21 protein-coding genes are annotated in these 21,465 nt (G+C 35.1%); 19 read left to right on the forward strand and 2 right to left on the reverse strand.

What is annotated here, in order from left to right:
- Nucleotides 1–2 precede the first annotated feature (2 nt).
- The 13 genes from hemW to B1A77_RS07640 all read left to right on the forward strand — a co-directional run bounded on the left by hemW (nt 3) and on the right by B1A77_RS07640 (nt 13,212).
- A complete protein-coding gene (gene hemW / locus B1A77_RS07580) occupies nt 3–1,187 on the forward strand; it encodes a radical SAM family heme chaperone HemW (protein ID WP_077708391.1) in 1,185 nt (394 codons plus the stop codon).
- 81 nt (nt 1,188–1,268) lie between these two features.
- Complete coding sequence (locus B1A77_RS07585) at nt 1,269–1,871, forward strand: nitrite/sulfite reductase domain-containing protein (RefSeq protein ID WP_004695732.1); 603 nt, start codon at nt 1,269–1,271, stop codon at nt 1,869–1,871.
- 397 nt (nt 1,872–2,268) lie between these two features.
- Nucleotides 2,269–3,297, forward strand: a complete 1,029-nt coding sequence (gene hrcA / locus B1A77_RS07590) for a heat-inducible transcriptional repressor HrcA (RefSeq protein ID WP_077708392.1) — start codon at nt 2,269–2,271, stop codon at nt 3,295–3,297.
- Complete coding sequence (gene grpE / locus B1A77_RS07595) at nt 3,297–3,842, forward strand: nucleotide exchange factor GrpE (protein ID WP_021148128.1); 546 nt, start codon at nt 3,297–3,299, stop codon at nt 3,840–3,842. The genes hrcA and grpE overlap by 1 nt, the downstream gene beginning before the upstream one ends.
- A 27-nt stretch (nt 3,843–3,869) precedes the next feature.
- A complete protein-coding gene (dnaK, locus tag B1A77_RS07600) occupies nt 3,870–5,711 on the forward strand; it encodes a molecular chaperone DnaK (protein WP_004697142.1) in 1,842 nt (613 codons plus the stop codon).
- Between the two features lie 16 nt (nt 5,712–5,727).
- Nucleotides 5,728–6,885, forward strand: coding sequence for a molecular chaperone DnaJ (gene dnaJ, locus B1A77_RS07605; RefSeq protein WP_004695739.1), 1,158 nt, complete (start codon nt 5,728–5,730; stop codon nt 6,883–6,885).
- Between the two features lie 55 nt (nt 6,886–6,940).
- Entirely contained in the window at nt 6,941–7,804 is an 864-nt protein-coding gene (locus tag B1A77_RS07610; protein WP_021148129.1) for a 50S ribosomal protein L11 methyltransferase, read from the forward strand.
- Nucleotides 7,801–8,532, forward strand: coding sequence for an RsmE family RNA methyltransferase (locus B1A77_RS07615; protein WP_021148130.1), 732 nt, complete (start codon nt 7,801–7,803; stop codon nt 8,530–8,532). The genes B1A77_RS07610 and B1A77_RS07615 overlap by 4 nt, the downstream gene beginning before the upstream one ends.
- A gap of 24 nt (nt 8,533–8,556) precedes the next feature.
- Nucleotides 8,557–9,852: a tRNA (N(6)-L-threonylcarbamoyladenosine(37)-C(2))-methylthiotransferase MtaB gene (gene mtaB, locus B1A77_RS07620; protein ID WP_021148131.1), complete on the forward strand. Its 1,296-nt coding sequence runs from the start codon at nt 8,557–8,559 to the stop codon at nt 9,850–9,852.
- A gap of 11 nt (nt 9,853–9,863) precedes the next feature.
- On the forward strand, nt 9,864–10,208 hold the full coding sequence (locus B1A77_RS07625; RefSeq protein WP_077708393.1) for a histidine triad nucleotide-binding protein: 345 nt from the start codon (nt 9,864–9,866) through the stop codon (nt 10,206–10,208).
- Nucleotides 10,209–10,365: 157 nt separating this feature from the next.
- Nucleotides 10,366–10,545, forward strand: a complete 180-nt coding sequence (gene rpsU / locus B1A77_RS07630) for a 30S ribosomal protein S21 (protein ID WP_004695751.1) — start codon at nt 10,366–10,368, stop codon at nt 10,543–10,545.
- Between the two features lie 82 nt (nt 10,546–10,627).
- The gene (locus B1A77_RS07635) at nt 10,628–11,071 is read left to right on the forward strand and encodes a GatB/YqeY domain-containing protein (protein ID WP_004695753.1); all 444 of its coding nucleotides are present in this window, start codon (nt 10,628–10,630) and stop codon (nt 11,069–11,071) included.
- A 236-nt stretch (nt 11,072–11,307) separates the two neighbouring features.
- Nucleotides 11,308–13,212: a type I glutamate--ammonia ligase gene (locus B1A77_RS07640; protein WP_004695754.1), complete on the forward strand. Its 1,905-nt coding sequence runs from the start codon at nt 11,308–11,310 to the stop codon at nt 13,210–13,212.
- 80 nt (nt 13,213–13,292) lie between these two features.
- On the opposite strand, the gene B1A77_RS07645 is transcribed toward B1A77_RS07640, so the two are convergent.
- Both B1A77_RS07645 and tpx read right to left on the reverse strand, forming a co-directional pair.
- Nucleotides 13,293–13,688: a phosphate-starvation-inducible protein PsiE gene (locus tag B1A77_RS07645; protein WP_077708394.1), complete on the reverse strand. Its 396-nt coding sequence runs from the start codon at nt 13,686–13,688 to the stop codon at nt 13,293–13,295.
- Nucleotides 13,689–13,792: 104 nt separating this feature from the next.
- A complete protein-coding gene (gene tpx, locus B1A77_RS07650; protein WP_008600893.1) occupies nt 13,793–14,308 on the reverse strand; it encodes a thiol peroxidase in 516 nt (171 codons plus the stop codon).
- Nucleotides 14,309–14,719: 411 nt separating this feature from the next.
- Between tpx and B1A77_RS07655 the strand changes: the two genes are divergently transcribed.
- The 6 genes from B1A77_RS07655 (at nt 14,720) to B1A77_RS07680 (ending at nt 21,441) form a co-directional block, all read left to right on the forward strand.
- Nucleotides 14,720–16,447 carry an ABC transporter ATP-binding protein gene (locus B1A77_RS07655; RefSeq protein ID WP_077708395.1) on the forward strand — a complete coding sequence of 576 codons (1,728 nt, stop codon included), beginning with the start codon at nt 14,720–14,722 and terminating at the stop codon, nt 16,445–16,447.
- On the forward strand, nt 16,434–18,179 hold the full coding sequence (locus tag B1A77_RS07660) for an ABC transporter ATP-binding protein (protein WP_077708396.1): 1,746 nt from the start codon (nt 16,434–16,436) through the stop codon (nt 18,177–18,179). Before B1A77_RS07655 ends, B1A77_RS07660 begins: the two co-directional genes overlap by 14 nt.
- 1 nt (nt 18,180) lies before the next feature.
- On the forward strand, nt 18,181–18,975 hold the full coding sequence (locus B1A77_RS07665) for a TrmH family RNA methyltransferase (RefSeq protein ID WP_077708397.1): 795 nt from the start codon (nt 18,181–18,183) through the stop codon (nt 18,973–18,975).
- A 159-nt stretch (nt 18,976–19,134) separates the two neighbouring features.
- Nucleotides 19,135–19,989 (forward strand): ChbG/HpnK family deacetylase, encoded by an 855-nt coding sequence (locus B1A77_RS07670; RefSeq protein WP_077708398.1) that lies wholly within the window; start codon nt 19,135–19,137, stop codon nt 19,987–19,989.
- Entirely contained in the window at nt 19,986–20,978 is a 993-nt protein-coding gene (locus tag B1A77_RS07675) for a lysylphosphatidylglycerol synthase transmembrane domain-containing protein (protein ID WP_077708399.1), read from the forward strand. The genes B1A77_RS07670 and B1A77_RS07675 overlap by 4 nt, the downstream gene beginning before the upstream one ends.
- A gap of 13 nt (nt 20,979–20,991) precedes the next feature.
- Nucleotides 20,992–21,441: an ACT domain-containing protein gene (locus B1A77_RS07680; protein WP_004695770.1), complete on the forward strand. Its 450-nt coding sequence runs from the start codon at nt 20,992–20,994 to the stop codon at nt 21,439–21,441.
- The last annotated feature ends 24 nt before the right edge of the window (nt 21,442–21,465 follow it).

The following is a 21,465-nucleotide window of genomic DNA, read 5'->3' on the forward strand; positions in this document are numbered from 1 at the left end:
AAATGAAAACAGATTCTGATATTCTGAATCTGTCTACGCTGAGGGATATGGGGCTGTATGTCCATATCCCTTTTTGTAAACAGAAATGTATGTATTGTGATTTTCCTGCTTATCAAAATTTACAAGATTATTACGAAACCTATGTATATGCTTTAGTTCAAGAAATCGATTTATGGGTCTTTGAACATCCAGAGTCTACATCTAAAGCTATTGATACAATTTATTTTGGTGGAGGTACGCCTACAGAATTATCGATTCAACAACTACAGATGATTCTTGATAAAATCAAAAATACTTTTACAATTTCTGACGATTGTCATATGACTATTGAATCAAATCCTGGGGAAGTAGATCTATCGTATTTAACGAAACTTGTTAAACTAGGATTTAATCGTATAAGCTTTGGTGTTCAAACATTTGATGATAAGGCGCTTACATTGCTTCATCGCAGTCACAACGGGGAACAGGCAAAACAAGCCGTTTATGATGCTAAAGAGGCGGGCTTTACCGATATCAATATTGATTTGATTTATGGTTTGCCACGACAAACATTAGAGGATATTCAACATAATTTAGATATTGTAAAAGATTTACCGATTAATCATATTTCAACGTATGGACTTCAAGTTGAGGTAGGAACGTATCTATATCATTTAGTACAAAAGAACCTTATTTCTATTCCTAGTGAAACCATTGATGAATCCATGTATGATACGATGATGGAAGGATTAAAAGATTTAGGCTTTGAACGATATGAGATTTCAAATTTCGCCAAGGCTAATTCCTATAGTCGTCATAATTTAAAATATTGGCACTATATAGATTATTTAGGCTTTGGTGCTGGTGCTCATTCCTTCTATGACGGAGTACGCCGTAGTAATAATCGTAATGTAATGCCCTATATACAATCTGTTGACAGATATATTATGCCTACTATCGATACGGAGACGATTACTTTAGAACGAGCTCAAGAGGATTTTTGTTTTTTAGCTCTTCGCACTAAATGGGGCCTTGATAAGCAAAAATTCGAAGATAAATTTGGCGTATCTATCCATGATTTGTTTGCTACTACTTTAGAGGATTTAGTTAGTAAAGGTCTATTAGAGTATCAAAATGCAAGTTATCATTTAACCGCTGAAGGTGCCAAGCATGGGAACTATGTATTTAGTCAATTTATTCGTGAGTAATTTCTCACAGTTTCTCAAAATCTAATATGTTAGTATAAATAGGATGATGGTGAATAAGCATGCTAGATTTGAGGAGGAGCGATGAAGACATCTGTAATATTACACGGTTTACATAATGAATTTACTTTAGATCAAATGAAAGCATGCATAGAACTTGCTGAAAAATATGGTGGATCCTTCCGTCATGTTGTAACAGGTATACAAATTACAGGTATTGAAAAAGATGATAAGGAACAGTTTATTTCTGAATTGCCTGATGGCGTGACAACTGTTATTCATAGAGGTGTTAATTCCTTAATTGCTTGTGTAGGTAAAGGCCATTGTAAAAATGGACAAATGGAAACTAAAGAATTGGCTGATTATGTAGAGAGAAAACATTACGGCCGAAAAACCTCTCACAAGTGCAAAATCGGCATCAGTGGATGTGGACGTAACTGCCCAGATGCAATGGTAAAGGATATTGCCTTTATCGGTACATCTCAAGGTTTTATGTTGGCTGTTGGTGGTAATACAGGCATGAGACCTGAAGCAGGAAAAATTTTAGCAAGAAAACTAACTATTGAGCAATCTAAAAAAGCTGTAGATATTTTGATTGATTGGTATGCTAAATATGGTGAACCTCGTGAACGTATGGGGAAACTGTTGGAGCGTCTTGGTAATCCATTAGAAGGGGTAGATCTATAAATTAATTAGTACATTTTAGTTCTAATTGATTTATAGTTTATAGTCCGTAAATTCTTGGGCCAAAAAAGTATTTTAACTAAGAGTTTATTGACAACTAAATTATTATATATAAACACTTATACTATTTCAGGTTTTAATAATATAAATTTTATTAGACCAATATATTCTAATATTTAAATTTTAGGATATGACATAAACGTAGATAGTATAAGTGTTTTCTTATTGTTACACTTTGATTTTTTGACCAATTAATTAAAAATATTGAATTGTCTTTTTGACTAAATAGATATTATTTGACTTTTTAAGGATTTTTCTGCTTGACATTTTTTTTGAATATGATAATATTATACATGCGATTAGCACTCAAAGTTAATGAGTGCTAACAAGAGGTGTCATTATGGATGAAAGAAAACAGCGCATCTTGCGAGCCATAATTGAAGACTATGTTAAGTCCGCAGAACCTGTAGGATCTCGAACGATTGCTAAAAATTATGATCTTGGCATCAGTCCTGCTACGGTGCGGAACGAAATGTCCGATTTAGAGGAATTAGGCTATTTAGAGCAACCTCATACATCGGCTGGGCGTATTCCTTCAGCTAAGGGCTATCGCTTATATGTTGATTCTATGCTGAGTCGACAACCTGTTCCATTACAGGATGCTGAAAAAATTGAAATGTTATGGAAACGTTCCAATGGATCAACGAGTGAACTCTTTCTAAATATGGCTAAACTACTTTCACAGGTAAGTCATAGCATGAGTTTATTCTTAGCACCAGCCCATGATAGAGCATTAATCAAATACATTCATGTATTACCGCTAGATAGTCATCAAGCCATTATGGTAGTTATTACTGAAACAGGAGCACTCGATAATGAGTTGATGTACCTTGGTGAAAGTGTTTCACCAGAGCTTTTACAAAGTCTAGCCATACAATTTAGCAATGCACTACAGAATGTAAGTATTGGTCATGTAACGGCTGAGGCCTTAGGATCTATATTGGTCCATATGGAAGGACCGCAGGGAATTTTATTAATCCTTTCGGAGACATTATTACGAGCTATTAATAAACGTAAGTTGTTCTATTCGGTAGGTACCACAGAGTTGTTAAATCAACCAGAGTTTAAGTCTGTTGAGAAGGTACAACCCTTGCTTTCCTTAGTGGAAGAACAAAATCAATTAGGACAGTTATTAAAAGATGATTCTCCAACACCTGTTAAGGTCAAGATTGGTATTGAGAATGAAACTGAAGCGCTACATTCAATGAGTGTGGTACAAGCTGATTTTACGAATCAAGATCAGCCTATCGGAACTCTTGCTATTCTTGGTCCAACGCGGATGGAATACGGACGTATCATCGGCATGTTGTCCCATATGAAACATATAATGGAAACTATGGTAAAAGAACAAAACAGAAAGGGCAAATAATGGCTGAAGAACAAGACATTAAACAAGAAACAGTGGAGGAAACAGAGGATACTACGAATGTAGAGGAACTAACTGTTGAAAAAACTGAAGAAGCTGTGGCTGATGCTGCTCAAGTGTTAGAAGAACTTAAAGCCGACTTTGATAATCGATATAAACGGTTACAAGCGGACTTTGAAAACTTCAAACGTCGTACTAACCAAGAAAAAGAGCAACTTGCTGGATATGTAAAAGGGGATGTATTAACGGACCTTCTTCCTGTATTGGATAACTTTGAACGGGCCGTTCAAAGTCCTGCAGAAGGGGAAGCAAAAGTATTCCTCGATGGATTCATTATGATTCATCAAAATTTGATGGCTATGTTATCTAAACATGGTTTAGCTGTTATTGAAGCTGTGGGTCAACCATTTGATCCAAATTTCCATCAAGCGATTATGCGTGTACCGTCAGATGAATATGAATCCGATACGGTGTGTGAAGTTTTGCAAACTGGTTATACTGTTGATGGTCGTTGTATACGTCCAGCAATGGTAAAAGTTGTTGAATAGATTATAAAGTTTTAGGAGGTATATATTATGGCAAAGGTAATTGGTATTGATTTAGGGACAACAAACTCTTGTGTTGCTGTTATGGAAGGCGGCGAACCTACGGTTATTACAAATCAAGAAGGTGCACGTACAACTCCTTCCGTTGTTGGGTTTGCAAAAAATGGAGAACGTTTAGTTGGTCAATTGGCTAAACGTCAAGCTGTATCCAACCCAGAAAACACAATCATTTCTATTAAACGTCACATGGGTACAGACTACAAAGTAACTGTAGAAGGTAAATCTTATACTCCTCAAGAAATTTCTGCAATGATTCTTCAAAAAATCAAAGCTGATGCAGAAGCTTACTTGGGCGAACCTGTAAAACAAGCTGTTATTACAGTTCCTGCATACTTTACAGATGCTCAACGTCAAGCTACAAAAGACGCTGGTGCCATTGCAGGTCTTGAAGTACTTCGTATCATCAACGAACCTACAGCAGCTGCTCTTGCATATGGTGTAGATAAAGATGAAGATGGTAAAGTTCTTGTATTTGACCTTGGTGGTGGTACATTCGACGTATCTATCCTTGAACTTGGTGATGGTGTATTTGAAGTATTAGCAACATCTGGTAATAACCACCTTGGTGGCGATGACTTCGACCAACGCATTATGAACTACCTTATTGAAGAGTTCAAAAAAGAAACTGGTATCGATTTGTCTAATGATAAATTAGCTGATCAACGTTTAAAAGAAGCTGCTGAAAAAGCAAAAATTGAATTGTCTGGCGTAGCTAGCACAAATATCAACTTGCCATTTATCACAGCTGATGCTACTGGTCCTAAACATTTGGATGTAACATTGACTCGTGCTAAATTTGAAGAATTAACTGCTGATTTGGTACAAGCTACTATAGAACCTACTCGTAAAGCTATGAGTGATGCTGGCTTATCTGCATCCGATATCGATAAAGTATTGTTAGTTGGTGGTTCTAGCCGTATTCCAGCTGTACAAGAAGCAATCAAAAAAGTATTGGGTAAAGAACCAACTAAAAATGTTAACCCTGATGAATGTGTAGCTATTGGTGCTGCTATTCAAGGTGGCGTATTAGTAGGTGAAGTTAAAGACGTATTGTTACTTGACGTAACGCCATTGTCCCTTGGTATCGAAACAATGGGTGGCGTATTCACACGTATTATCGATCGTAACACTACAATCCCTACATCTAAATCTCAAGTATTCTCCACTGCCGCAGATAACCAACCATCTGTAGATATCCATGTATTGCAAGGTGAACGTGAGTTCGCAGCAGATAATAAAACATTGGGTCGTTTCAACTTGGATGGTATCCCAGCTGCTCCTCGTGGGGTTCCTCAAATCGAAGTAACATTTGACATCGATGCTAATGGTATCGTACATGTAAAAGCTAAAGATTTAGGTACTCAAAAGGAACAAAAGATTACCATTACTTCTTCTAGCGGCTTGAAAGAAGAAGAAATTGACCGCATGGTTAAAGAAGCTGAAGCTCATGCAGCGGAAGATAAAGCTAGAAAAGAAGAATTAGATGTTAAAAACAATGCTGATTCCTTAGTATATCAAGCTGAGAAAGCATTGAAAGACCTTGAAGGTAAAGGCGATGCTGCTTTGATGAAAGAAGTAGAAGAAGCGAAAGATAAATTGAAAAAATCTATCGAAGCTGGCAATATCGAAGACATCAAAAAAGATAGTGAAGCTTTGGAACAACCATTACATAAATTAGCAGAACAAATGTATGCAGCAGCTCAACAAGCTCAACAAGCAGCTGGTGGTGCTGAACAAGGTCAACAACAAACAAAATCTGATGACAATGTAGTTGATGCTGATTACACAGTAGTGGATGATGACAAGAAATAAGAAGGGTTGGTAACGAATGGCACGAGATTATTATGACATCCTAGGGGTTAGTAAAAATGCCTCTCAAGATGAAATCAAAAAAGCCTTCCGTAAAAAGGCACGCCAATACCATCCAGATGTAAATAAAGATAATCCAAAGGAAGCGGAAGCAAAGTTTAAAGAAGCTAACGAAGCTTACGAAGTATTGTCTGATGAAACTAAAAAAGCTCAATATGACCAATTCGGCCACGACGCCTTCAAACAAGGAGGCGGCGCTGGTGCCGGTGGTTTCCAAGGTGGCTTTGGCGGTTTTGGTGGTCAAGCTGGAGGCTTTGGTGATATCTTTGGCGACATTTTTGGTGGCATGTTTGGTGGTGGACGCCAACAACAAGGCCCTCAAAAAGGTAATGACTTGCGTGAAGATATCGATATTTCCTTTGAAGATGCAGCCTTTGGTAAATCTATGGAAATTGAAGTGCATCGTCATGAAGAATGTGATCACTGTCATGGTACTGGTGGTGAACCAGGCTCTCGTGTCGATACTTGTCCAAACTGTCATGGTTCTGGTCAAGAAGCGGTTATTCAAAATACTCCATTTGGACGTATGCAGTCCGTTCGCACTTGTTCCCGCTGTCATGGTACGGGTAAAAGCATTGAAAAACCTTGCTCTAAATGCCGTGGTACTGGTGAAATGTTGGCTAAACGGAAGATTTCCATTAAGATTCCAGCTGGTGTAGATAGCGGATCTCGTTTACGTGTAGCTAATGAAGGGGAACCTGGTATTTTAGGCGGTCCTAAAGGGGATCTCTATGTATATATCTTTGTTCGTCCTCACAAGGAATTTGAACGAAATGGTAATGACGTTATTAGCCGTGTAAATATTAGCTTTGCTCAAGCTGCTCTTGGTGCGACTATACAAGTTAACACCTTAGATGGTAAAGTAGAGTTAAAGATTCCGGAAGGTACTCAAACGGGAACGGCATTCCGCGTAAAGGGCAAAGGTATTCCATATTTGCGTAACCCTAACCAAAGGGGTGATCAACACATTGTGGTAACCGTCCAAACGCCTAAGAAGTTGACAGACACTCAACGTGAGCTATTGTTACGCTTTGCAAATGAAAGTAATGAAGATGTAAATAACTTACAAGTGAGCAAAAGTCTCTTTGAAAAAATCAAGGACTGTTTAACGAAATGAACAGCTCATGTGAAGGAATGGTTTGTTCCATCACATTCCCTATAAAGGAGCATATATGCAATGGATAGAAATATCCGTTGTCTGTGAAAGAGTAGCCACCGATGAGGTGACTACTCTTTTTGACAATTATGCAGACAATGGAATTATAGAAGAAGATGTTGAAGATCAGCCTAATTTAATAAAATTGTCTATGTACAGTGATCCATCACTAGATGACGATATGATTAAGTCTGATTTGAAAAAACGTCTTACAGAAGCAAATATTGGAATTATATCGATAGATACACATATTCTTGATGAGTCAACTTGGTTAAACTCTTGGCAACAGTATATTGAACCTACAGAAATTTTACCTAACTTAGTCATTAAACCAGCATGGCAGGAATACAATAATGTAGATAATAAAACTATTATTATAATCGATTCAGATATTTCCTTTGGTACCGGGTCTCATGAGACAACACGGACTTGTGCAGAGTTATTAAAATCCTATAGTGAATCTATGGATCTTGATACAGCTACTTGTTTGGATATTGGTACTGGCACAGGTATTCTTTTATTAGTAGCAGCCCATTTAGGTATTAAAAATTTAGTTGGTATAGATATAGAAGAGTATGCTGCAAATCAAGCTCGAATTAACTGTGAGAATAATCATGTATCTGCTGAAATCATTTGTGGTAATTTGGATAGTGATTTCAATAGTACTGCCCAATTAATTTTAGCTAATTTAACAGTAGATCCCCTTAAAATACTATTACCTCAAATTGGTAAGAAACTGGATGATAAGGGCATTTTGATTATTAGTGGCATTATTGATGATCGTTATGATGAAATCATGCCATATATTGAGGCTCATTGGCATATTATTGAGGAGCGCGTTGCAGGACCTTGGCATACATTTGCGCTAGAAAAACGATGAAAAAGATTTTTATTCCTACACCATTAGATGAAATAATAGAATTGCCGAAAGATGTGACCCATCATGTACTACATGTATTTCGCCATAATATTGAGAAGCCTATAACTGTAACAGGTAGTGACAATCGTTGTGGTACATATCAAATTACAGAAGAAGTAGACGGTAAAGCTCAAGCAAAACTGATTGAATATGTAGATGCAAATCTAGCATCGTATCGTACTATTCTAGTTCAATCATTATTAAAAGGTGAAAAGCTAGAATGGGTGTTACAAAAGGCGACGGAGTTAAATGTGGATACAATTTATCTTGTGCCCACAGCTAACTGCGTAGCTAAATATGATGAAAAAAAGCTTCAATCAAAAGTAAATCGTTGGGAAAAAATAATGCTAGAAGCAGCTCAACAATGTGGACGAAATCACTTGCCTACACTCGTAGTAGGAGAGACGCTTTTACAAGCATTAGACATTGAATCTGAGGCGTTGAAATTGGTAGCCTATGAAAATGAAGCAGGGCAGACTATCAAAGATGTACTTAAAACTTTACATTCCGATAAGTCTGTAACTGATGTTTTAATTTGTATAGGTCCTGAAGGGGGCTATCAAGAGAAGGAAATCAATGCTATTATAAAATATGGTGGAAAATCAGTATCGCTAGGAAATACAATTTTACGGGCTGAAACTGCTGCTATTGGATCGTTATCGATGATTCAATATGAATTAGAATTATAAATAAAACACGAATAGAGAGGTGCAATGAAAACCGTTGCTTTTACAACCTTAGGGTGTCGCGTAAACCAATATGATACAGATGCCATGAAAGGTTTATTTTTACAAAATAATTACGAAGCGGTAGACTTCGATGAAAAAGCTGATATATATGTAATTAATACCTGTTCTGTAACGAATATGGGGGAAAAGAAATCCCGTCAATTAATCCGCAAGGCAAAGCGTCAAAATGAAGATGCCTATGTTATTGTAACTGGTTGTTATGCTCAGCTTGATCCAGATGCGATTGCCGCTATAGATGGTGTTAATCTCGTTATTGGTACAAATAATCGCTCTAAAATTGTTGAATTAGTAGAGCAATTAGAATCTACAGAACGACAAATTAATGCTGTTCGGGATATCATGAAGGAATCTAACTTCGAGGAAATGCCGTTATATGGTAATGAATCTGACAAAGCTCGTGCGTTCATGAAAATTCAAGAAGGTTGTAATAACTATTGCGCCTTTTGTATCATTCCTTATACTCGAGGAAAATTAAAATCTCGTAAAGTTGATGATATTGTACAAGAGGCAAAACGTTTAGTAGATCATGGATTCCATGAAATCGTATTAACTGGTATACATTTGGGTAATTACGGTGTCGAATTACCAGGTCGTCCAACATTAGCTGATGTGGTAAAAGCTTTATTAGAGATTCCTAATTTATACCGCATTCGTTTCGGGTCCATTGAATCCGTAGAGGTTTCTGATGAGTTAGTAGAATTAATGGCTACGAATAAACGTGTTTGTCCTCATTTACATTTACCATTACAAGCTGGTTCTGATCATGTATTAAAGTTGATGAAACGCCATTATACATTACAAGAATATAAAGATTTAATTACAAGTTTACGTTCTCGTATTAAAGATTTATCAATTACAACTGATATTATTGCTGGTTTCCCTCAAGAAACTGATGAAGACTTCGAAGAAACATTGAATACAGTACGTGAAATTGGATTTACGCACATTCATGCTTTCCCATACTCCATTCGTGAGGGTACACCTGCAGCCACTATGGCGGATCAAGTACCAGAAGCTGTTAAGAAGACTCGTGTAGCACTTTTAAATGGTCTCAGCCAATCTGGTTATGAAAAATATGCAAAATCTCGCATTGGTAAGCCTGGTGAGATTCTCATCGAAAAGGAAGAGAATGGATACTACATGGGCTTAACAAATGAGTATGTAAATGGTAAAGTTAAATCAGATGGGACACATAAAGTTGGTGATCTTATCGGAGGTACTGTAGTAGGTTTAGAAGATAATTATTTAATTATTGAATAAGGAGTTATAACATGAGTGAATGTATTTTCTGCAAAATTATCAATGGCGAAATTCCGTCTAAAAAAGTGTTAGAAAATGATAAATTCTATGCTTTTCATGATATTCAACCTGTAAAAAAAGTTCATGTATTAATCGTACCTAAAAATCACGTATCTAATATTGCACATCTTAATGAAAAGAATGCAGATTATGTTGAAGGGTTACTGCCATTTGTTCGTGATGTAGCAAAAGAGCTTGGTATCTCTAAAGATGGATATCGTTTAATTTTTAATACTGGTGAAAAAGCAGGTCAAACTGTATTCCATATGCATGCACACCTTTTAGGTGGAGAAGAAATGGGCTGGCCAGAAGCCTAATTTTGAGTATTATGTATTCTTTTTATAATACTCTTTAAAAAACCTATAAAATATACTTGAAAATATTGACAACATCTATACCTATACATATAATATTATATGTGCGTATGTAAATTATCAGCACTTCCCGAGATTATTTTTGGAGGGAGGGATATAGATGTCTGAAATCAAAGTCGGTAAAAACGAAACGCTTGAAAGTGCTCTTCGTCGATTTAAACGCTCCTGCCAAAAAGCGGGTGTTTTGTCTGAAGTAAGAAAACGCGAACACTATGAAAAACCAAGCGTAAAAAGAAAGAAAAAATCTGAAGCAGCAAGAAAACGCAAATTCAGAGCATAAGATGATTACCCTAATTCTGCCTTTTCATGGCTTTATGAAATCCAGAATTAGGGTTTCTTTATTATATACATAAGGAGGAAATATGAGTTTAAAAGATCAATTAAAGGAAGATATGAAAGCAGCTATGAAAGCTCGTGAAGAAGGTAAAACAGCGTTATCTGTAATTCGTATGGTCAATAGTGCCATAAAAAATACAGAAATCAATGACAAAATTGAGTTAGATGATGCTGGCATTCTTGGCATTTTAGCTAAGGAAATGAAAACTCGTCAAGATTCCTTAACAGAATTTGAAAAAGCAGGCCGTGAGGACTTAATTAGTCATGTAAAAGAAGAAATGGCTGTATTACAAAAATATTTACCAGAGCAATTGAAAGAAGATGAAATTCGTACAATTGTACAAGAAGCCATTGCTGCATGTGGTGATAACGTAAATATGGGCAATGTTATGAAACATGTAATGCCAAAAACAAAAGGGCGTGCAGATGGTAAGGTTGTCAATAATATTGTTAAAGAATTACTTGGATAATATATAGTGATATCAACGACCATTCTATATACAGTTATTGATTAAAGTTGATAGTATTGGATGTGTTAGATGTAACTTTAAAAGAATAATGAAATTCTATAGAAAGTTATTGACATATATTTTCAACATATGATAATATGAACTCAATAAAATAATTGGTCAACGAAGACTCCACTTTAGATATATAGATTTATATATTTATTTGTTGGAGTCTTTTTCTTTTAGGAGGAACAAATATGTCGACAACTAACGAATTATTATATTACATTCCGGCGGGTCAATATGGGAAAGAAGGCGTTCTTGCATTATTAGAACAACATCCTGAAATCAAGTTCGTATCTCTTGTAGGGATTGACTTAGCAGGTAATGATACTGATGAAAAGATTCCTATGTCAGCATTCTTCGATGACTACGAATCTTTCTTTGAAGGTCGTGCTGTTCAAACAGATGGTTCCTCTGTAGTACTTACAAATATTGCTACATTAAATAATGCTCGTGTAGATATGTGGGGCGATCCAAGTGTAAACTGGTTTGTTGATTACAACTACGAAAATATTGATCCTGTTACAGGATTACCAACTGGTACACTTCGTATTCCTGCATTCTTGATGCATAACTATCGCTATGTAGATTCTCGTTCTATTTTAAAACGCAGCTGCGACTATGTACGTGCTGAATTATTGGCTTTGATTAAAGAACATGGTTTACCTGGTATGCCGCATGTGAAAGCTGATGAAGTTGTAGATATCATTTTCACATCTGCAACAGAACTAGAATTCTGGGTAAAAACTCCATCTAGAACAGTTACCAAAAAAGAATTATCCGTATCCCAAAAATTACAAGAACAATACTGGCAACGTACTCATGGTACAGTTCGCACTGCATTAGAACAAGCTGTTGAACGTCTTGATAGATATGGTATGGTTGCTGAAATGGGTCATAAAGAAGTAGGTGGCGTTAAAGCTAAACTTGATGAAGATGGTCATGAAGCAGTTGTATTAGAACAATTAGAAATCGACTGGAAATTCTCAAATAATCCATTACAAACAGCAGATAATGAATTACAAGCTCGTATCATTGTTCGTGAAGTATTCCGTGAAAATGGTCTTGATGTAACATTTAATGCAAAACCAATAATTGGTGTAGCTGGTTCTGGTGAACATACTCATTTTGGTGTTATGGCTAAATTAAAATCTGGTAAAGTTGTTAACTTATTTAGCCCAGAAGATATGCGTAAAGAATCTGCTAGCTCTTTAGGCATTGGTGCAATTATGGGACTTTTAAAACACTATGAAGCCATTAATCCATTCATCAGCTCTACAACAGATTCTTTAAACCGTTTAAAACCTGGGTTTGAAGCGCCAGTATGTATTGTTACATCTTTAGGTACTGATCCATCTGAACCTAGCCGTAACCGTACAATCCTTTGCGGTTTAATTCGAGATATCGATAATCCTATGGCGACACGTTATGAATTGCGTTCTCCAAATCCTTACACTAATACATATACTGCTTTAGCATTGATCTTTATCTCTGCATTTGATGGTATGAAATATGCCATTACATCTGGTAAAACACAAGCTCAATTGGAAGCAGAGCTTTCCAAAGAAGTAGGTGAAACATCTGATTATCTTGCTACAAATCGTGCATACCGTACTGAAAAAGATGTGTTTGATGATTTCACACAAGAAGAACGTAATCAAATGTTTGGTGTTGCTCCAGCTACTGTATGGGAAAATATAAAGGGTTACCAAAATAATCCTGAATTAGTAGAAACATTGGCTCAAGGCAATGCATTTGCTAAAGATTTAATGGACTCTTTTATTGCGTCCATTCTTAAACGCTGGAAACTAGTATTGGCTAACCGCTTAATCCCAAACAATTTGGATACAGTTCGTAGCATGGTTGCAATTCATACTGACAGCCGAAATAGTGTAGATGATAAACGCTTTGCAGAAGTTAATGACTTACGTTTCTACCTTGCGAAAGATAGTGATGATCGTAAATCCTTATTCACTCGTTTAATTGATGCACTTAATGATGGGGAATATGATTTAGCATCCCAATTACAAATCGAAATGAATGATAAAATGGAAGAATTAGAAGCTAAGTACGCTAACTACGCTAAAAATATCTTCTAAGATGCTAGTTGATAGTGTTAAAACGTAAAAGTTTTAAAATAAAAGAGACTCTACTAATATGTAGAGTCTCTTTTATGCTATTAGGATTTGTTATTAAGAAATTTTTCTACTAGTACTAAACAACAAACTAGAACTAAAATGGAAATAGACCATAATAACATATTTAAAGCTGATTCATGATCGATAATTAGTAAACGAACAATGGCGGTAATACCAATATATAAGAAGAAATCAAGAGGAAAATGGAAATTATTCTTAAAGTACTTAATTATGAGTGCAATAAATTCAAAGTAAAGAAAGAAGGTAATTATCTCTTCAATCAATAAAGAATAAGTACTATAGCCTTGAATATTGGCCCATGCAATAAAACCAAAATTTACTAGACTATTGATTAAAGCAATGCATAAACCAATGCCAACACCAATAAGTGCAATATTTTTAATGGTTAATATAAGCTGAGAAATACGAATCCACATACATACTCCAATTAATATAATAAATTACTATAGGACATATAAAAAGACCGTACACTGTACGGTCTTTTTACCTTTATATTAAGCTATTAGCAAAAATCTTAAGATTAGATATCAGCTTTAATGGCTTCTAATGCAGCATCGAAGTTAACTGCTTGAGTTACTTCAGGTACATATTCAACATAAGTTACTTTGTTATCTTTGTTGATTACTACAACGCCACGAGTTAAAAGACGAAGCTCTTCAATCAAGAAACCATAGTTTTCACCGAAGGAAGCATCTTTGTGGTCAGACAAAGTAATAACTTTATCTACGCCTGCAGCACCACACCAACGTTTTTGAGCGAATGGTAAGTCCATAGAAATTGTCAATACGACTACATCTTCGGAAAGTGCTGTTGCATCTTGGTTGAACCAACGAGTTTGAGCATCACAAACACCTGTATCAAGGGAAGGAACAACGGAGATAACTTTTACTTTACCTTCGAAGTCTTTTAAAGTTTTAGCTTGCAAGTCATTGCTCAATACAGTGAAGTCTGGAGCTTGTTGACCTACTTTAATTTCTGGGCCAACTAATGTGATAGGGCCACCTGCAAATGTTACTACGCCAGTACGTTTTTCCATGTTGTATTCCTCCTAAGAGTTTTAATTCTAATTATGTAAAATATAATTTCTTTATATGCATAGTATAACATTTACATTACCATAAGTAAACTAAAAAATTCGATATAGTATTAATTAAAAAGATCGTTACGATTGATTACTGTAAAAATTTAAAGAGGCCATTTAACTAATATTAATATTGATGAAATAGAACTACTACTGTAATAAAATATTTAATCTAACTGTTATACGTATAGGTGTATTAATGTATCATAAAAAATGTGTATACTATAAAGAGAAAAGTTAACGTAATAAAATTTGTTGATTTAGCTTTTACAGTATTGATTTAAATTCATTTACAATATAATGATACTAGTAATTATATAGGCAATGATTTTGATTAGACTTAATAGGATATGTTAGAGAGGACCTATGAAACCAATAGATTTATTTATGCAGTTTTTCCGGCGTGAAGGCTGGATCTATGCCATTGGCTTAACTATGTTGATGGCAATTGATGTGGCTTTTTTATTTGTCCCTCAATTTATTGGTAATGCTATAGATACATTGAGCAATAATAAGGAAGGGTTAGTCACTTATATTTTTTATTTCATTTTATTGTTTATTATTATCACTATTTTAAAAGTTATCTCACGTAGAACTCTATTAGGATCTATTCGTCGCATGGAGTATCTTTTTCGTGAGATTTTGTGTAGTAAAGCATTACAAGTAAAAACAACGTACTATGAGGCTAATGGACCTGGTAAGGTTATGGCGCTCATGACTAACGATGTAACATCGCTACGTGTTGCCCTTGGTCTAGGTGTAATGATTATAGTGGATATTATTTTCTATTCCATTGTGGGCTCCATAATTTTAATTCAAAAGATTAATACTGTATTAGCTTTTAAAATTATGACACCTGTATTCTTAATTATTGTGGCTATATTTGTACTAGGCAGAAAGCTACGTATTAAACAACGTAGTGCACAAGCTACTTATAGCGATTTAACAGAGTTTGGACAAGAGTTATTTCAAGGGATGGATGTTATTCGAGCTTTTAATCGTGAAAGCATAATCTCTAATTCTTTTGAAAAAATAAATAAACTTAATTATAAGAAGAATATGGATGTTGCACTACTAGATGCAATATTAACACCTTTGACAAGAATTGCACCCTTTATTTGTATCAGTATTAGTATTTTTATTTGTGGACATTTAGCTGTAGAAGGCAAAATGACTATAGGCGAATTTGTTACTATTAATTCATTCATAATGTTAATTGTGGGACCTTTAATAGGGTTTGGTGGCCTTATCTCGATTGTACAAAAAGGTCTTGCTTCTTTAGATCGTATTATGGATTTCTTACATTTGCCTACAGAAACAATAGATGATACCGATGAAGTATTGCCGCTTGAGGATATTCATATTCGATACTTAGATTTTACTTATGAAAACTCTAAAGGGCATGCATTATCTCAGTTGACAACGACAATACCAAAAGGTTCTTTTATTGGTTTAGTTGGTAAACCCGGTTCTGGCAAAAGTACATTGTTTAAATTGCTTATTGGATTACAAGAGTGTCCGGAAAAATCTATTTATTTTGGCAGTCAAGATTTAGCTACTGTTTCTTTATCAAAGCTTAGAAACTCAATTGCTTATGTGCCAACACAATCTTACCTTTTAAGTACGACCATTGCAGATAATATTAAATTTGGCAAAAATTTACCTATGCACGAAACTGTAGAAGTGGCAGCACAAAAGGCAGATTTATATAGAGATTTAGGCGATTTGTTAAACGATGATTTACATGAGCTTGCTGAAGAAGGTCATGATTTATCGGGTGGGCAGAAGCAGCGAATCAATATGGCTCGCGGCTTTTATAAAAATGCGCCATATGTATTGCTAGATGATTGTTTTTCCGCTTTAGATGCAGTAACAGTTACAACCATATTAAATTCATTACATAATGTAAAAAATCAGACGATTCTATGTATTTCACAACGATTAGAGGTTGTAGAGAAAGCAGATAAAATACTAGTATTTGATGAGGGGCGTATTGTAGAAGAAGGTACTCATGAGGAATTATTAGCTAACGATGGTTTATACCGCACCTTATATGAAGCGCAGAATGGAGGGGGCCATCATGAAGAAGCGTGATCTAAGAAATGACTGGGCTCTATTCTCCTATATAACTGGCTACATTAAGCCTTATTTAGGTATTCTATTTTTAGCAACTGTTGCGCTCGCAGGAAATTTAGTACTATTACTTTTACGCCCATATTTAACTAAGCAAGTTATCGATCTTGGATTTGCCACTAATGATATCGCTGTTATTGAATACTATGCTTTAATGTATGGCTTTACTATAATTGGTAGTGTATTGTTTATCTTTGTAGAGAATTACTTTTTAAAAAGTTTTGGTCAAAAAATTATCTATAATATTCGTAGTATTATATTCCAAAAGATTCTTAATAAACCACATGATGAATTTTATAAGTTGCCAATTGGGAATTGGGTAACTCGCATTACTAATGATGTAGAGTCATTACGTACATTATATACAGATGTAATTCTGAATTTGGCAAGTAGCGGTTTAATGATTATTGGTATATTAGGATTTATGTATGCCATTAATGTACCTTTAGCAATAATCATGACAATTTTACTACCTATAATGGGTGGAATTATTTGGGTGTTTCAAAAGTTTTCTCGCAAAGCATTCCGTCAGGTAAGACGTTCTGTAGCTGCTTCTAATGCAAGCATCAAGGAACTGTTAAATTATATTGTAATCGTAAAATCCTATGGTGGCGAAAGAGCAATTGAGGAACGTTATAATACTGTTAATAAAGGTTTCTTAGAAGCAGGTCTTTTTGAGGTTACCACATTTTCTATTTTTAGACCGCTCGTAGATGGTCTATTCTTTGTTGCGTTAATTGTTATTTTTACAACTACGAATTTAATAGACTCCGTAGCTGATGCTGGTACAGTATTTGCCTTTATACAATATATGGACCGATTCTTCCAACCATTAAAGGAAATTGCAGATAAATATAACTCCCTACAAAGCGCATTAGCTGGTGCTGAAAGATTAGTTCCCTTATTAGAGGAAGAAGAGCGTCAGATGGCTAATGAAGTTCCTGATGAATTTAAACATATAGAGACTATTGAATTCGAGCATGTATGGTTTTCCTATGAAAATAACGACGTTTATGCGCTAGAGGACTTTACATTCACTATTAAAGCTGGAGAATTCATCGGTATTGTAGGTCCTTCTGGTAGTGGTAAATCAACACTTTTATCATTGTTGATGGGAATCTATAAACCAACAAGAGGGGCTATCTATATTAACGGTATAAATATTGCCCAATATGATAGTTCTGTGCTTCGTCATTTAATGGGATATGTTTTTCAGCAAGCTTATCTATTTAAGGGTTCCATTAGAGATAATTTAACACTTTTTGATACATCAATTTCTAATGAGGATATGGTCAATGCAGCAAAACAAGTTAATTTGGATTCTATGATTGAACACCTTCTGGAAGGGTATGACACACCGGTTGGTTATTTAGGCTCCTTATTATCTGATGGGCAAAAGCAATTATTGGCTTTTGGCCGTACCTTGATTAAAAAAACACCTATTCTATTGTTAGATGAAGCAACGGCTAACATTGATAGTCATACGGAGAAGCAAATTCAAGCAAGTATTGAAAATATTCGAGGTAGTAAAACAATCGTAAGTATTGCTCATCGCCTTTCAACAGTTAAAGATGCCAATAAAATAGTGTATATGAAATATGGTAAAATAATAGAAATAGGATCTTTTGATGAACTTATCAACTTAAAAGGGGCCTTTTATAATCTCTGGAATAATCAACACAGTGGGAGTTAGTATGGAATATATCCAATCTAAAGATAATAAGACCATTAAGCGAATTATCTCTTTAGGGCAGCGTAAAAATCGCCAAAAATATGGAGAGTACATTGTTGAAGGTATTCGATCTATTCGAGATATTGCAGCTATGGGGGCAGTAAAAACAATTGTTATACGTGAATCTAAAGCGCAAGATAAACATGTATTAGATTTATTAGACTTAGATACTGTTCAATTTGTACCTAAATTTATTGCACAAGATCCAATATTTGATAAGGTGGATAATACCGTAAATGGACAAGGTGTAGTTGCTATTGTATCAAAACCAAAATACGATATGGCAAGCATTCACATTGATGATGGTTTATATATTACATTAGATGGAGTTCAAGATCCTGGCAATCTAGGTACCATAATTCGTACAGCAGTTGCAGCAGGTGTAAAAGGTATATTTTTGATGAAAGGAACTGTGGATCCTTTTAATGACAAGACAGTGCGCAGTACTATGAGCGCCTTACATAAAATACCTTTATATGAGGATATTACCTTATCTCTGTTACATGATATGGTAACTGAGTCTAATATGACTACCTATGTAACTGCTTTAGAACATTCCAATCCTTATCATACTGTACGTTATGCTAAGCGAACTATGCTAGTATTAGGAAACGAAGGGAATGGCGTAACACCAGAGGTTATGAATCTATGTACAAATCGTATTATGATTCCTATGTATGGTGATATGGAATCCTTAAATGTAAGCGTAGCTGCTGCATTATGTATGTATAAAGTACAAGAACAATTGATGCCTTAGTATATATGATAAAAATTTATGACCTTATAAAAAGTCCTCTACTAGTATACAAGTAGAGGGCTTTTGTATTGATTTTTTAGTTGTGTATTTGGTACAATAACATATATCCTTTGTGGGAGAACAAAGTTCTCCCTTTTTTTCATGAAAAGGAAGATAACTATGTCCAAATTAATTGTAAATGCAGACGATTTTGGCCTTCATAGTGCAGTTAATGCTGGTATTATTGATGGTCATCGTAGGGGTATTATTACCAGTACCTCTTTAATGGCAGGAGGAGAAGCTTTTACAGAAGCCGTAAGTATGGCAAAACAGAACCCTAAGTTGGGCATTGGTATTCATATTACCTTGGTGGGTGGGGTGAAACCAGTATGTGATCCATCAGAAGTTTCATCACTTCTCACACCAGAAGGTGTATTTCCAGAGAACTATGTAGAATTTATTAAACGTATTTACTCTGGCAAAATCAATTATAGTGAATTACGTAAAGAGATTCATGCACAAATAGTTCAAATAATGGATACCGGCTTAAGGGTAACTCATATTGATGGACATCAACATATGCATGTGCTTCCAACGGTATTACCAATTGTGATTGAACAGGCAAAATCTTTTGGTATACATGCTATACGTATACCCGATGAGTCTACTGGTTTTATGAATTATATGTATTCCCCAATTCGCTTTCTTGGTAAAGTTGGTTTATCAACGGTTGCGGCTAATGCGCGACCAATCATACGAAATAATTGTATGACTACAACCCAATATTTTTGGGGCATGGTAAATGGAGGCCATATAAACCAGAAATCTCTAATGGGTATCCTAAAAGCGGTAAATAAACATTCTGGTACCCATGAATTGATGGTTCACCCAGGTAGTAATAGTAGTATTCTTAGTAAGCTTTATAATTGGGGTTATCATTGGGAAGATGAGTTGCAAGCACTCTGTTCCAGTCATACGCGATTATATATAAGTCAACATGATATAGAGCTCATTAATTATGGAGACTTGGTATGAGTAAAATGATGAAGAGAGGCATCTTTATGTTTCTCTTGTTGTTGGCTGTATCAATTGGTATCATTTACTATACTATTGATTTAGATGCATTGAAAGCCATATCATCTTTTAATAGTATTTCCTTATTATTAGCTGTAGTTGCTTTAGCAGCAGGTATGTATTTTGATGGATTACGACTTCAAAGGCTCGTAAAAATTGGTGGTTACAAGTTATCGATACGAGCAGTGCTACGAGTTATTTTTAGTAATTATTTTATGGCTATGTTGACACCTGGAGCTAGCGGGGGTGCTGTCGCGCAAGTACTGGTGTTGAGAAGTTATGGCGTACCTATATCTAAAGGTACACCGATTGTATTAATACGTACCGTATTTTCCATTATGTTTTTGGTCATTATGCTGCCATTAGTATTCTTACGAGATGCTATTGAAATTCCATATATCTCTCGTGATATGCTTTTGATTTTTGCCGTGCTTGCTGTTATAGCGACCTTAGTGGGAACTTATATATTACAGACTAAATATATGCGTCAATTTGTCTATAATCTAGCACAACGATTTAAAGCACATAACACTAAAGATTGGCTTTCTAAATTAGAAACATTAAATCAAGGTCTTGGTTTACTTTATAAACAACCTGTCCAATCTGTAATAGTTTTTATTGAATCTGGTTTGAGTTTATTATGCTTATATTGTATTGCACCCGCTTTAATGTATGCTTTCACACCAGATATTCCTATTATCGATATTTTAGATCGCATGATTTTATTAAATCTTATTTTGTATTTTGCACCAACCCCAGGGGGAACAGGCATTGCAGAAGGTCTATTTGTAGTATTATTTAGTGCCTTTGTACCTAATGGAACAGTGGGCATCATCGCTGTAGGATGGCGTGTTGTGGCTGAATATATGCCATTCTTCATCGGTATGTATGCAGTATTAACATTATATGGACGACAATTCGTTGCCCAAGAAACTTCAAGAGAACAATAAGGGAGTGTGCTCTATGTCTAAACCAAAAAAAGATAAATTTTATCTGGTTCAAGAAGATATTTTACCAGAGGCTATAAAAAAGACGATAAAAGTAAAAGAAATTCTAAAACTAGGTGAGGTTAAAACAATTAACGAAGCAGTTGAAAAAATGGATTTAAGTCGATCTGCGTATTATAAATACAAGGATTATGTTTTTCCATTTTTTGAAATTGCTCAAGGGAAAATTGTTAGTATTTATGTTTCTATGTCAAATGAATCTGGTATGTTATCAAGCGTTTTGAAAGCCATTGCTGAACGTAACGGTAGTATTTTAACGATTAATCAAGATATTCCATTACAAGGCATTGCGAATAGTAGTATTTCTTTTGAAACCAAGGATTTACAAGGTTCATTAGAAGATTTATTGCTAGATATTCGCTCCATGAAGGGTATTATCAAGGTAGAGATTTTAGGCCAAGCATAGGCTAATTAAGAGAGTAGGACGATT

It is taken from the genome of Veillonella parvula (assembly GCF_002005185.1).
GTDB lineage: Bacteria > Bacillota > Negativicutes > Veillonellales > Veillonellaceae > Veillonella > Veillonella parvula_M.

Excerpts from the sequence above, each read along its gene's own strand:
- hemW (WP_077708391.1), top strand. The coding sequence starts at position 3 with ATGAAAACAGATTCTGATATTCTGAATCTGTCTACGCTGAGGGATATG.
- B1A77_RS07585 (WP_004695732.1), top strand. The coding sequence starts at position 1,269 with ATGAAGACATCTGTAATATTACACGGTTTACATAATGAATTTACTTTA.
- hrcA (WP_077708392.1), top strand. The coding sequence starts at position 2,269 with ATGGATGAAAGAAAACAGCGCATCTTGCGAGCCATAATTGAAGACTAT.
- grpE (WP_021148128.1), top strand. The coding sequence starts at position 3,297 with ATGGCTGAAGAACAAGACATTAAACAAGAAACAGTGGAGGAAACAGAG.
- dnaK (WP_004697142.1), top strand. The coding sequence starts at position 3,870 with ATGGCAAAGGTAATTGGTATTGATTTAGGGACAACAAACTCTTGTGTT.
- dnaJ (WP_004695739.1), top strand. The coding sequence starts at position 5,728 with ATGGCACGAGATTATTATGACATCCTAGGGGTTAGTAAAAATGCCTCT.
- B1A77_RS07610 (WP_021148129.1), top strand. The coding sequence starts at position 6,941 with ATGCAATGGATAGAAATATCCGTTGTCTGTGAAAGAGTAGCCACCGAT.
- B1A77_RS07615 (WP_021148130.1), top strand. The coding sequence starts at position 7,801 with ATGAAAAAGATTTTTATTCCTACACCATTAGATGAAATAATAGAATTG.
- mtaB (WP_021148131.1), top strand. The coding sequence starts at position 8,557 with ATGAAAACCGTTGCTTTTACAACCTTAGGGTGTCGCGTAAACCAATAT.
- B1A77_RS07625 (WP_077708393.1), top strand. The coding sequence starts at position 9,864 with ATGAGTGAATGTATTTTCTGCAAAATTATCAATGGCGAAATTCCGTCT.
- rpsU (WP_004695751.1), top strand. The coding sequence starts at position 10,366 with ATGTCTGAAATCAAAGTCGGTAAAAACGAAACGCTTGAAAGTGCTCTT.
- B1A77_RS07635 (WP_004695753.1), top strand. The coding sequence starts at position 10,628 with ATGAGTTTAAAAGATCAATTAAAGGAAGATATGAAAGCAGCTATGAAA.
- B1A77_RS07640 (WP_004695754.1), top strand. The coding sequence starts at position 11,308 with ATGTCGACAACTAACGAATTATTATATTACATTCCGGCGGGTCAATAT.
- B1A77_RS07645 (WP_077708394.1), bottom strand. The coding sequence starts at position 13,688 with ATGTGGATTCGTATTTCTCAGCTTATATTAACCATTAAAAATATTGCA.
- tpx (WP_008600893.1), bottom strand. The coding sequence starts at position 14,308 with ATGGAAAAACGTACTGGCGTAGTAACATTTGCAGGTGGCCCTATCACA.
- B1A77_RS07655 (WP_077708395.1), top strand. The coding sequence starts at position 14,720 with ATGAAACCAATAGATTTATTTATGCAGTTTTTCCGGCGTGAAGGCTGG.
- B1A77_RS07660 (WP_077708396.1), top strand. The coding sequence starts at position 16,434 with ATGAAGAAGCGTGATCTAAGAAATGACTGGGCTCTATTCTCCTATATA.
- B1A77_RS07665 (WP_077708397.1), top strand. The coding sequence starts at position 18,181 with ATGGAATATATCCAATCTAAAGATAATAAGACCATTAAGCGAATTATC.
- B1A77_RS07670 (WP_077708398.1), top strand. The coding sequence starts at position 19,135 with ATGTCCAAATTAATTGTAAATGCAGACGATTTTGGCCTTCATAGTGCA.
- B1A77_RS07675 (WP_077708399.1), top strand. The coding sequence starts at position 19,986 with ATGAGTAAAATGATGAAGAGAGGCATCTTTATGTTTCTCTTGTTGTTG.
- B1A77_RS07680 (WP_004695770.1), top strand. The coding sequence starts at position 20,992 with ATGTCTAAACCAAAAAAAGATAAATTTTATCTGGTTCAAGAAGATATT.